General features: G+C 37.7%; 11 protein-coding genes and 1 pseudogene. 3 read left to right on the top strand and 9 right to left on the bottom strand.

Going from position 1 to position 11,681, the window contains the following annotated elements:
- The first annotated feature begins 53 nt into the window (after window positions 1-53).
- From VXM68_RS11750 to VXM68_RS11740, 3 genes are all read left to right on the top strand, one after another.
- A complete protein-coding gene (locus VXM68_RS11750; RefSeq protein WP_293886626.1) occupies window positions 54-695 on the top strand; it encodes an ABC transporter ATP-binding protein in 642 nt (213 codons plus the stop codon).
- A gap of 46 nt (window positions 696-741) precedes the next feature.
- On the top strand, window positions 742-2,142 hold the full coding sequence (locus VXM68_RS11745) for an ABC transporter permease (RefSeq protein WP_367208835.1): 1,401 nt from the start codon (window positions 742-744) through the stop codon (window positions 2,140-2,142).
- Between the two features lie 176 nt (window positions 2,143-2,318).
- On the top strand, window positions 2,319-2,795 hold the full coding sequence (locus tag VXM68_RS11740; RefSeq protein WP_293953529.1) for a hypothetical protein: 477 nt from the start codon (window positions 2,319-2,321) through the stop codon (window positions 2,793-2,795).
- 83 nt (window positions 2,796-2,878) lie between these two features.
- Here the strand turns inward: VXM68_RS11740 and VXM68_RS11735 are convergent, their stop codons facing one another.
- The 9 genes and pseudogenes from VXM68_RS11735 to VXM68_RS11695 all read right to left on the bottom strand — a co-directional run bounded on the left by VXM68_RS11735 (window position 2,879) and on the right by VXM68_RS11695 (window position 10,609).
- Window positions 2,879-3,595 carry a 16S rRNA (uracil(1498)-N(3))-methyltransferase gene (locus VXM68_RS11735; RefSeq protein WP_294350850.1) on the bottom strand — a complete coding sequence of 239 codons (717 nt, stop codon included), beginning with the start codon at window positions 3,593-3,595 and terminating at the stop codon, window positions 2,879-2,881.
- 17 nt (window positions 3,596-3,612) lie between these two features.
- Window positions 3,613-4,926, bottom strand: a complete 1,314-nt coding sequence (locus VXM68_RS11730; RefSeq protein ID WP_209579074.1) for a hemolysin family protein — start codon at window positions 4,924-4,926, stop codon at window positions 3,613-3,615.
- Between the two features lie 8 nt (window positions 4,927-4,934).
- Complete coding sequence (locus VXM68_RS11725) at window positions 4,935-5,477, bottom strand: inorganic diphosphatase (RefSeq protein ID WP_209579073.1); 543 nt, start codon at window positions 5,475-5,477, stop codon at window positions 4,935-4,937.
- Window positions 5,478-5,484: 7 nt separating this feature from the next.
- Window positions 5,485-6,135, bottom strand: a complete 651-nt coding sequence (locus VXM68_RS11720; RefSeq protein ID WP_209579072.1) for a VTT domain-containing protein — start codon at window positions 6,133-6,135, stop codon at window positions 5,485-5,487.
- 142 nt (window positions 6,136-6,277) lie between these two features.
- Entirely contained in the window at window positions 6,278-6,694 is a 417-nt protein-coding gene (locus tag VXM68_RS11715) for an HIT family protein (protein ID WP_209579071.1), read from the bottom strand.
- Window positions 6,695-6,934: 240 nt separating this feature from the next.
- On the bottom strand, window positions 6,935-7,408 hold the full coding sequence (greA, locus tag VXM68_RS11710; protein WP_209579070.1) for a transcription elongation factor GreA: 474 nt from the start codon (window positions 7,406-7,408) through the stop codon (window positions 6,935-6,937).
- Between the two features lie 142 nt (window positions 7,409-7,550).
- A complete protein-coding gene (locus tag VXM68_RS11705; RefSeq protein WP_046674214.1) occupies window positions 7,551-8,249 on the bottom strand; it encodes a response regulator transcription factor in 699 nt (232 codons plus the stop codon).
- Between the two features lie 102 nt (window positions 8,250-8,351).
- Window positions 8,352-10,010: a sensor histidine kinase KdpD gene (locus VXM68_RS11700; RefSeq protein WP_293953523.1), complete on the bottom strand. Its 1,659-nt coding sequence runs from the start codon at window positions 10,008-10,010 to the stop codon at window positions 8,352-8,354.
- A 12-nt stretch (window positions 10,011-10,022) separates the two neighbouring features.
- Window positions 10,023-10,609, bottom strand: a pseudogene (locus VXM68_RS11695) (alpha/beta hydrolase family protein).
- Window positions 10,610-11,681 lie beyond the last annotated feature (1,072 nt).

Raw genomic sequence — 11,681 nt, 5'->3', positions numbered from 1 at the left:
GCATATAAAAAGCAATTTATCTAAGTTTGAATATATTTCAATATCTGATTCCCATGAACACTCCAATCGTATCGACTACACAGTTATCATTCCAGTATCCAAATTCAGCGCCAATTGAATTTCCAGATATTTACATCGAAAAAGGGCAACATACATTATTGTTAGGCGATTCAGGCTCTGGAAAAACAACACTATTAAATATATTAGGCGGTTTGTCACGACCAGAAACAGGGCAGGTCAACATATATAGCCAAAATTTATCGTTGTTATCCAACAGCAAACTGGATCAATTTAGGTCCCAATATATTGGTTTCATATTTCAAGAGGCTCACCTCCTAAAAAATTTAACATTAGTTGAAAATATCAAATTGGCGCAATCTTTAGCCGGAAAAAAAGTAGATATAAGCGCTATTGAACTCATCCTAAAACAGCTGCAATTAGATCAAAAAAGTAATGCCTATCCAAACGAATTAAGTCGTGGACAATTGCAACGTGCCGCTATAGCGCGCAGCATTATCAATAAACCAGCCCTATTGATCGCGGATGAGCCGACAGCTGCATTGGATGATAACAATACCCATAGGGTATTAGAACTTCTATTATCAATAGCTGAAACTGCCGGATCGACCCTACTGATAACTACGCATGACAAGAGAATAAAGGATCAATTCTCTAAAATGTACCTTTTAAAATAATTTTTTACTTTATTTACGCGTCACCCTTTAGATATTAAAATTTGCTATGAACACGATACAATTGGTTTGGAAAAATTTAAGTAGACAGTTTGGCTCGGTCTTTCTAAGCATCTTGCTAACGGCATTTGGAATTTCGATCCTTGCCGTGCTATCAATTACCGGAGAGTCTTTTGAAAAGCAGCTTGACAATAACAGCAAAAATATTGATTTAGTCGTTGCCGCTAAAGGGAGTCCGCTGCAATTGATCCTATCGAGTGTTTATCACATCGACAATCCAACAGGTAACATCCCATTGGACGAACTGGACCCTTTACGTCAAAATCCGCTTGTGCAGCTAGCAGTTCCCTTATCGCTGGGCGATAACTTTAAAGGGCATCGCATCGTTGGAACCGATTCCTCTTTCCTAACTATCTATGAAACGTCTATTCGTGAAGGCCGCATTTGGAAAAATAATTTTGAAGTAGTCATTGGTGACCAGGTCGCAAAAAAACAGCAACTGAAAATCGGGGATCAAATCCATAGTTCACACGGCTTGAGCAAAGATGGCCATCATCATGATGAACATCCTTTTACTATTGTCGGCATTTTAAAGCACAATAACAATGTTACTGATAACCTGATATTAACCAACTTAGAAAGTGTCTGGGATGTCCATGGAATCGCACATGCACATGATCACGAAGAAACCCTACTACAAAAAGAACTGCGTGAACGCGAAGAAGACAGGGAGGAAACTGTCAAAGCACACCTCCATCATCATGGTGAAGATTTAGAAGAACAAACGAACCAGCCATTAGATACCAGCGGAAAAGATCATCACGACCACGATCACGGTCAGCAAAGTCAGCACGATGAGGAAGATATGTTTGTAAAATCTATTGGCGCGGATATGGTGAAGCAAAATGGATTAGAAATAACAGCAATTTTGATTAAATATCAATCTCCCGCAGCTATCGGCATATTACCTAAAATGATCGACCAACAAACGGATATGCAAGCTGCTTCTCCAGCGATGGAAAGTACGCGCTTGTTTTCACTCTTAGGAGTAGGAATGGATTCTTTAGCTATTCTTGCGTATGTGATCATGCTCATTGCGGGCCTGAGTGTATTTATTAATCTCTACAATGCGTTGAAACAACGTAAATATGATCTAGCCATTATGCGTACACTCGGAGCCTCTAAAGGAAAATTATTCAACATTGTTTTATTGGAAGGTCTGACAATAACAATCATTGGTGGATTGGTGGGACTTTTATTGGCACATTTGGCCTTATACTATATCAGCAACCAAACAAGCCAGAGTGCCGACTTTATCGAAGCTTTTAGGCTACATCCAAAAGAATTGGTATTTTTGTGTGTCGCTTGTCTAATTGGTGTGCTAGCAGCGTTAATTCCTGCTGTGAAAGCTTATCGGACAAGTATAGCCGGTACTTTGTCCAACAAATAACATAAATGACAATTGAACTAATGGTAAAAATAGGGGTATATGGCTGGTAAATCCCAGCATTGCACTAAAAAAACGGAATACGATATAGGTAATATTAACCGCGATGAAGCTAGTCGATTTATTCATCAAACGACACACATCGAATAGCTTCATCGCAACAAGAAAAAATTAAACAGATGAAAAAATTTATCACTGCACTCTTCTTCATATTCTTCGGCATCATAAAGTTACAGGCACAGATTGGCAGTAATCCGGATGTTCCCGACCATACGCCCATGATGAACAAAACGTGGGAAGCGATTGATAAAATGGCTTACAAAGTCACGTACAATGGCGCAAAGAAAGTGTATACTCCTTTCTATCCGAAAGAACTTAAAGCCCTTGAAAATAAAATAGTAGAACTGCCCGGCTATATGGTTCCGCTTCATAGTGGCCGTAATCATAAAAATTTTATGATGTCTGTATTGCCGGTTATGCAGTGTCAATTCTGTGGCTCTAATGGAATCCCTCCTATGGTCGAAGTAACATTAAAGGGCAATGCTATAAAATTCTCTGAAGATCCGATTAAATTAAAAGGGAAAATGATCTTTACGAAGGATCCGCTGAAGGGAAATGCGGAAATTCAGATTGTAGATGCTGAACCGATAAAATAAACTGACGTTTATTAATAAACATTAAATCGGCTTTGCTGATCTGTCACAGCCCATTTATAGGGCTAGGCTCGTCTTTTATTCCCCTACGACCTATTCAACAGGGAAATTTCCATACAAGCCGCTAAAGCAGCGGTTTCAGTCCTTAAACGCGCCTCTCCCAGGGATATGGGATGAAAACCCATTTGTATTGCCAACTCAATTTCTCCTTCAGAAAAATCTCCTTCCGGACCAATAAGGATAATATAGTGTTTGGCAGGCTCAAAAATCTGGTTTAAATACTTCTTTTCAGTATCCACACAATGTGCAATTGCTTTTTGTACACCATCATTTGGACTATTTTTCAAAAACTCTTTAAACGATACAGCAGCATTAAGTTTAGGAAGATAAGCCTTCAAAGATTGCTTCATCGCTGCAACAACAACCTTGTTTAAGCGATCTAATTTAACCTCTTTTCGCTCAGAATGCTCGCAAATAAGGGGTGTGATTTCCTGAATACCCACCTCCGTTGCCTTCTCTAAAAACCATTCGATACGATCAATATTCTTGGTTGGCCCTACTGCAATATGCAGATGGTAGCGAGGCTGTTGAAAGTGCTCCTCCACACTTAAAATAGTAAGAACTGTGCGTTTAGGATGTGGGTCAATAATTTGAGCTTCGTACAAACCTCCGCGACCATCTATAAGATGTAAACGATCTCCGGCATCCATACGAAGCACACGAATAGCGTGTTTACTTTCTTCCTCACTCAGGATAAAATTTTCTGATGAAGGATTTAAATCCGGTGTAAAAAATAATTGCATGTGCTACTCGCTACTATTTATTCTTCGGTATCATCCTCAGCAGACTCGACCAATTCCAATTTGACAAATTCGATATTCTGCTGCGCTTTTCGAATGATGGTGAATATGTACCCATACTCTTCTTTCCGCTCACCGACTTCCGGTATCTTATCGAAGATTTCGCTCACAAGACCAGACATCGTATCGTAATCCTGACTCTCAGGTAACTCTATCGGAAGAAACTCATTCACATCGTGAATACTGGCTCCGGCATCCACCATATACTCTGTTTCGGAAATACGCTCCACAACTGGTGTTTCTTCATCGTACTCATCCTGGATTTCACCCACCAACTCCTCTACGATATCTTCCAATGTAACCATACCAGCGGTTCCACCAAATTCATCCAATACGATCGCCAACTGAATCCGCTTCAGCTGAAATTCTGCCATCAAGTCATTGATCTTCTTCGTTTCAGGAATAAAATAGGGTTTACGCATAATATTTTTCATGACAACTTCTTTTCCTTTCGCTAAAAGCGGTAGAATATCTTTTGTATGAACAATACCCACGATTTGGTCAATATTATCATCATAGATTGGAAGACGGGAATACCCCTCTTCAGTCATCGTTTCGATCAGTTCAGAAGCATCAGCAGTTACTTCCACCGCCACAATCCGCGTACGCGGTACCATAATATTCTTAACGATACGTTCGTTAAAATCGAATACGTTTTTAATCAATTCGTGCTCAGAAATATCCAAAGCACCAGACTCTTTACCTTTATCTAAAAGATACTGTAATTCTTCCGACGAGTGGGCGGATTCTCCTTTGGTAACCTCAAATCCCAAAATCTTTAACAGGAAATTAGCAAACCCATTTAAAACCCAAATAATTGGTCGAAAGATAAAGTAGAAAAATTGCAGTGGAACCGCAATTTTCATCGTTGTTGCAACAGGTTTTTGAATCGCTATCGATTTAGGAGCAAGCTCTCCAAATACAATGTGTAATACAGTAATAATCGAAAAAGCCAATACATGTCCTGCATTGGTAGCAATCGAGCCAGTCAATTCAACACCGAAAAAACCCAATGCACCCTGCACAATTTGGGTCATTACAGCCTCGCCAACCCAGCCCAAAGCTAATGACGAGAGTGTAATACCCAATTGTGTAGCGGCCAAATAACCATCCAAATGTTCTGTTATACTCTTGGCTATGGTGGCAACTTTGCTACCTGTTTTCGCCTGAACTTCAATTTGGGAGACTCGGACCTTGACTATAGCAAATTCTGCGGCAACAAAAAAGCCGTTTGCAAGTACTAAAAACAATGTCCAAAATAAATCGAGCGCCATGCTGGGGGTTATTTATTAACAAATTCTGTTTTGTACAATTCGATAGCCTCAATCAAGATTCTTTGCGCTTCATCACGTCCCTTCACTCCCTCAACAACAACATGCTTCTTTTCAAGTGCTTTATAACTCTCAAAAAATTGTACAATTTCTTTCATTGTATGCGGAGGCAATTGATCAATATCTTTAATGTAATTAAAAATAGGATCATTTTTAGCTACCGCAATAATTTTATCATCTTGCTCGCCACCATCGACCATATTCATTACGCCAATAACCTGTGCCTCAACTAATGTCAATGGTAAAATATCCACTGAACAGATGACCAAAATATCCAACGGATCTTTGTCATCGCAATAAGTTTGTGGAATAAAACCATAATTGGCAGGATAAACGACAGAAGAACTCATCACTCTGTCCAAAAGCAACAAACCAGTTTCTTTGTCTAATTCATACTTTCCTTTGGATCCGTTTGTAATCTCAATGATAGCATTTACGGCATTTGGCACATTCTCACCTGGAGAAACCATGTGCCAAGGATTTTGTTTACTCATTTTTTATTTACTGTATATTTTGTTTGTTTCTTTTATCTTTAATACGTTTTTTCAATAACGTTATGGCAATTGGCAAAAATGCAATGACAATCATACCAACTATAACATATTCTACGTAATGTATAATACCCGGGAATTCGATACCTAGGAAATAACCTGAAAGCGTCAAAACTACCACCCAGATGGCAGCCCCCGAAACATTATATAGAACAAATTTCTTAAAATCTAATTTTACGACCCCGGCAAAGATAGGCGCAAAAGTACGAACTATTGGAACAAATCTTCCTATAATTAAAGCGGTTCCACCATATTTGTGGTAAAATTCCTCAGCCATGACTACATATTTTCGCTTAAAGATGAAACTATCTTTTCGCTTAAATAACATCGGCCCCGCCCGATAGCCAAACCAATATCCTGTAAAATTACCTAATACCCCAGCGGTAAACAATCCCAAACAAAGCGTGAATATATTTACGTCAATTTTATTCAGGGCACAGAATAATCCAGCAAGAAATAGTAAATAATCACCAGGTAGAAAAAATCCGAAAAATAGACCAGTCTCAGCAAATACAATGAGGATAACTAAATAAAACCCTCCTGAACTCAACAGTTCCTCTGGGTTCAATAATTGTTGAAATGACAACAAAAGTTCATGCATAACCTTTAGTAAAAATCAATGTTGCGTTCATAATTTAGAACAAATCCTACGCTTATTTCTGCACAATTTTGAAAAAACAAAGTACAAATATAGCATTCTTCTAAAAAACCAACGTAAATCAAGTGTAATATAATCTTTCCAATTATTGATTTTGAGCAGTTATACTCACGATAGACTCGCGGATAGTGGTCGCAATCTGATGGAGTTCATCCTCAGTTAAGCTCAATTTAGGTCCAGCAAAGTTTAAATCACTAATTTTATTGATAGGCACCAAATGTATATGTGCATGAGCTACCTCTAAGCCCACGACAGCTACACCGACTTTTACACATGGAATTACTTTTTTAATACCTTGAGCAACAATCTTAGCAAAGACCCAAAGCGCCATGTATTCGTCATCTTCGATATCGAAAATGTAATCTGTCTCTTTCTTGGGTATCACTAATACATGCCCTTTAGCTAATGGGCTGATATCCAAAAAAGCTAGAAAATCATTACTCTCAGCAACTTTGTAAGCTGGGATCTCCCCAGAAACGATTTTTGAAAAAATTGTCGACATATTATTCTAATCTTGGAATAAATCTTTTTAAAATACAATCAGCAAACAACAGACTTAACTCTACTAAGCCCCTGGTATGTCGGCGATTAAAAAATCTTATTACCGCTTTTTCACACCCTGTAATTCCACTGTTCAACAAATATAAACAAAAAAGGTCGCGATTGCTACATCACGACCTTCTTAATATAAAGTTAATTTGTAGATGTGCGGTTATGGCATACCGCACATAACCGACATATATTACCTTGAAATATCTACGATTTCGAATTCAATTTTACCCGCTGGTACTTCTATAACAGCTGTATCGCCTTTAGATTTACCCAACAAACCTTGGGCAATAGGAGATTTAACAGAAATCTTACCCGACTTCAGATCTGCCTCTGACTCTGCGACCAATTGATACGTCATCTCAGCACCATTCTTTTTGTTCTTTATTTTAACAATCGATAGGGCCAAAACTTTAGATGTATCCAATTTGGACTCATCAATTAAACGTGCCGTAGCCAATGTGTTCTCCAAATTGGCAATTTTAGCCTCATGAAGCCCCTGGGCCTCTTTAGCCGCATCATACTCTGCATTTTCAGACAAATCTCCCTTGTCTCTTGCCTCTGCAATAGCATTGGCAATTTTTGATCTTCCTTCCGTCTTCAGATAAGCCAATTCCTCTTTAAGCTTACGCAATCCTTCTTCCGTAAAATAAGTTACTTCTGCCATAATTTTATTTTTTTCTTATTTTATACTTTTTGAAAAAGAAACAAGACCATATTTCCCTCTTCGGGAAACATGGTCTTGTTTCGAATCTATACGAAGATAATAATTGTTTTTAACAAAACAAACTCTTACCCGCTAATTATAATCAAATCTCTTCTTCATCAACAAATTTATAGCCAAGTCCACGCACGGTCTGTAGATAATGTGGCTTGTCCGGATTTGTCTCGATCTTCTTTCGTAAACGAACCACATGCATATCCAATGTACGCGTGTTGACATTTGAGCTATACCCCCATACAACCTCCATTAATTCTTCACGTGTAATCTCTCGCCCTAAATTCTGTAGAAAATGAAGTAAAATGCGATTTTCCAAAATAGTCAACTCAACTTTCCTACCGTCACGTATCAAGGAATGAATATTTGGATGATGCTCCGTCTGACCAAACTTGTACACTTCGGGACTGTTTTTGGGTAAGAAAAATTTGACCTTGTTATCGATCATCGCGATAAGCACATCCATATTGAAAGGCTTACTGATGTAATCAGTCACTCCAAAACTGTAAGCTTCAATTTTGTCCACATCTTGAGATTTAGCTGTCATCATGATAATGATATTCTCAAACCCCGCTTTGCGCACATCTTCACAGATCTCGTTGCCTTCTTTTCCTGGAAGCATCCAGTCCAGTAAAACAACATCGGGCCTTTTTTCTAAAATCAAACTTTCCGCTTCATTCCCATTTCCGCTTTGAATGACCTGATAGCCTTCGGATTCCAATCGATGTTTTACCAAGAACCGTAAGTTCTCATCATCTTCAATAACAGCAACAGTGATGTCTTTATTCATAAGTAAATAATTTGTCTTTTAAATGTCTTACGGAATATCCAGTTTATAACGATAAGTTTTCATACTTTCTAAACATGGATATTTCATATTTAAATTTATTTTTTAAACTGGAAATACCAAGGTGAAGGTGGTTCCCTGTCCCAATTGGCTTTTTACTGTAATGTCACCGCCTATAAATTCAGTGATCTCTTTACAGAAAGCCAATCCCAAACCAATACTTCCTTGCTGATTATATTGACTTTTTATTCTATAAAACTTTTTGAAGATGTTGTTAAACTCCGCCTTCTCTATTCCTATTCCTTCATCCTTAAAAGTGATAACAAAATTCTTCTTATTTTGTTGTATCGCAATATCTAGTATTTTGTGCCCCGCCTTAGAATATTTATAGGCATTATCAATCATATTTTGAAACACACTGCTTAACAACACCGGGTCGGCAAGCATTGATGTCCTTACATCAATTTTTGTGCTAATCTTGAAATCTGAATATTTTATTCTTGACGAAGCTACTAGATTTTCCGTAAACATCTTCAAGTCAACTTCTTCTTTATTTAATTTTATCGTTTTATTTTCGATCTGGCTAAACGATAATAGCTTATTCATCAAGTTATTTAAACGATCTGCCTCCTGATCCAGTATATTTCCATACATTTTACGTTCTTCATCAGAGAGTACCTGCGCACTCTTGATGTTATTTCCAGCAATCTTAATCACACTCACTGGCGTCTTAAACTCGTGGGTCAGATTATTGATGAAATCGTACTGCAATTTAAAAAGTCTTCCGTTAATTTCTAAATTTCTATAAATTAAATATAGTATAGCAATTAAAATGATATAAATCAACGATACCCCGCCCAAGACGGGCCAAAAACTACGATTTATCTCTTTGGAAAGGAAGTTCTTGCTCGATCTAAAAAGTAACTTATAGTCGGCCAGTGCGCCTGGTAAAGGCATCTCTGTTGATATCTCGTCATTTTCAGGTGTGATAGGCGCGCCTACCAAAGGAACGATCTCCACTTTCTCATAAAGATTAGAATAGCTATTTTTAACCTCCAGATACATTGGATCAATCTGAAAATTAAACATATCCTGCTCGTAACCAACGGTATGATCCAAATTACCTTCCATAATTGACTTATAAACAATTAGATCGTTGACCCTCGGAATATTGAGATAGGTAATCTGACCAGGTCTTATGGTATAAAAAACCTTTAAGATATCTTTATCAGAAAGTTTGGCATTCGGTTGCAACTTGTCAATATATGTCGCCAACTTTACCCCAATATTATTAATCTCTTCAGAATGTAAACCCATTTGACCGCGATCTCGTATGGTATTTTTATGCAGCCCAGATCTGGAAACAGTAAAAAAAGTAATCGTTTTCGGTTGAATTCTGAGGTTGTTAACGATAAAGCCATAATTTAAATTATGATCATTATTGAATTGTAAATCAAAAAAACCAATCTCTCTGACAAATGGATAAGAACTTAATATGCTATAAGCGTATTTGCCAGCCTGAACAGAGTCCAAAAAACCTTGATAAAAAGAAACTTCAGGAATTCTATTTTGAAAAAAATCATTGAAAGGAACCAAGGTTTGGTCAAATATCTCTGATTTTCTATTCGTAAATTCATTTTTGATATGCGATTCTGTATAGCTACGCGAAAGAAATAAGGCAAATATATACAAGCCACTGATTACGATGAAAAACATCAACAATAATCCGTAGTTCTTTCGATAGCTATATTTCTCTGCTTTCATAATTGCCCGCCTTTAGTCCACAAGGTATTTCGCCAAAAATCGCTCCAACTCATTATAATAACCAAAGACATTCTCATCACGCTTAAAAGTTCTATCTTCATCCTCTTTCAGGATGTATTGCACAGGAATGTTATTATTCTTTAATTTTTGTACAAATTGATTTGCATCTGTGACCGAACTAAACCTATCCTTTCCACCTTGTACCAATAGTACCGGTATTTTAACTTTGTCGGAATGAAAGACCGGTGATATGTTTTTAAATAATTCAGCCTCCCGGATTGGATTCCCAACAATTTGATACATTTTCTGTACATAAGATTTAAAATAGGGCGGTATATCTCTGAAGTATGTGAACAGATTGGTATAACCGGAATAAGAAACGGCACATTTATAAAGATCAGAATTAAAACAAGCAGCGTGCAGCGCCGAATAACCTCCAAAACCTTTCCCTACGATAGCAACACGTTCGCGATCAGCAATCCCCTCCTTAATTAACCATTTCACCCCATCGGTAATATCGTCCTGAATCTTCCCCCCCATTCTTTAAATCCGGCAGTCCAAAACTTCTTACCAAAACCTGTGGATCCCCTATAGTTCATTTGAAAAACCAAATAGCCCCTATTCGCTAAAAATTGGGCTTCATTGTCGAACCCCCAAACTTCACGTCCGTTCGGCCCATCATGAGGAAGAACAACCATCGGCAGGTTTTTGCGATTGGAATGTATAGGGTAAGTTAAATAACCTGAGATCTGAATACCGTCTCTCGCAGTATAAGTGATATATTCATTTGGAGAGAGCTCCTTATCTTTTAAATCAGAATTGTTATCCGCTAACTTTGTCAACTTTTGTGTCGAAAAATCATAAAAGTAAATCCCACCAGGATTGACATCGGTATAGGTTTTAATGATGATCTTATTACCTGAACTGTCAGTACTCAATACCTGATATTCAAAGCCATCAATCTGCTTTGCTAACTGATTATACTTTTGTTTGGTTGTCTCATCAAAAAAATGTCTATGCTGTCTTGAGGTACTATAATTGACAAACAAAAGCTTATTCTGTTCAGTGAAATATCCCCCAGAGCTCACGTCAACATCCTTGTGGCTAAAAAGTTCACCTAATTCTTTTTGATTTACCAAATCATAGCTTATCAAAGCCATTTTATCGCGATCGACATTGGATAACGCATAGATGATAGCATTCGAATTATCCTTATAACCCAATGGTGTAAAACTACTTTCAACATCGCAGCGAATAATCTCCTTAAATGGTTCGTTATCGGAGCTTCGATATAGTACCGATTGTTGTACAGAATCGTTGGCTACAGCTACTCTTACCTGCCCATCATTAGATACCACCCAAGAACTCATATTTCCTGGGTTTTGCAAAATCAACTCCCGGGGTCTACCATCTAAATAAATCCGATAAAGATCAAAAAGTGAAGAATCTCGATCATTCATCCCCCCTATAAAACTATCACCTCCGGTAGTCATGGTATGGATCCATCGAAACCGACCACGGATCGGCTTGATCAATGGCCAAATTTTCTCTGTATTGATATCTACCGCATATAAACGTAAACTGTCCTGTGCGGATTGCTCTGTCAAAAAAGAAATTTTCGAGTTATCGTTCCATGCAAAAGATTTTACATTAATATCATTTTGATAAGTA

The sequence above is a fragment of the Sphingobacterium sp. R2 genome (assembly GCF_040760075.1).
Classification (GTDB): domain Bacteria; phylum Bacteroidota; class Bacteroidia; order Sphingobacteriales; family Sphingobacteriaceae; genus Sphingobacterium.
Note: the sequence above shows the minus strand (reverse complement) of the source record. Positions and strands in the feature narration are given on the sequence as shown.

What these genes read in the sequence shown, in the direction of transcription:
- VXM68_RS11720 (WP_209579072.1), bottom strand. Translation starts at nt 6,135, where the DNA reads ATGCATGAACTTTTGTTGTCATTTCAACAATTATTGAACCCAGAGGAA.
- VXM68_RS11700 (WP_293953523.1), bottom strand. Translation starts at nt 10,010, where the DNA reads ATGAAAGCAGAGAAATATAGCTATCGAAAGAACTACGGATTATTGTTG.
- VXM68_RS11725 (WP_209579073.1), bottom strand. Translation starts at nt 5,477, where the DNA reads ATGAGTAAACAAAATCCTTGGCACATGGTTTCTCCAGGTGAGAATGTG.
- VXM68_RS11715 (WP_209579071.1), bottom strand. Translation starts at nt 6,694, where the DNA reads ATGTCGACAATTTTTTCAAAAATCGTTTCTGGGGAGATCCCAGCTTAC.
- VXM68_RS11730 (WP_209579074.1), bottom strand. Translation starts at nt 4,926, where the DNA reads ATGGCGCTCGATTTATTTTGGACATTGTTTTTAGTACTTGCAAACGGC.
- greA (WP_209579070.1), bottom strand. Translation starts at nt 7,408, where the DNA reads ATGGCAGAAGTAACTTATTTTACGGAAGAAGGATTGCGTAAGCTTAAA.
- VXM68_RS11740 (WP_293953529.1), top strand. Translation starts at nt 2,319, where the DNA reads ATGAAAAAATTTATCACTGCACTCTTCTTCATATTCTTCGGCATCATA.
- VXM68_RS11705 (WP_046674214.1), bottom strand. Translation starts at nt 8,249, where the DNA reads ATGAATAAAGACATCACTGTTGCTGTTATTGAAGATGATGAGAACTTA.
- VXM68_RS11735 (WP_294350850.1), bottom strand. Translation starts at nt 3,595, where the DNA reads ATGCAATTATTTTTTACACCGGATTTAAATCCTTCATCAGAAAATTTT.
- VXM68_RS11750 (WP_293886626.1), top strand. Translation starts at nt 54, where the DNA reads ATGAACACTCCAATCGTATCGACTACACAGTTATCATTCCAGTATCCA.
- VXM68_RS11745 (WP_367208835.1), top strand. Translation starts at nt 742, where the DNA reads ATGAACACGATACAATTGGTTTGGAAAAATTTAAGTAGACAGTTTGGC.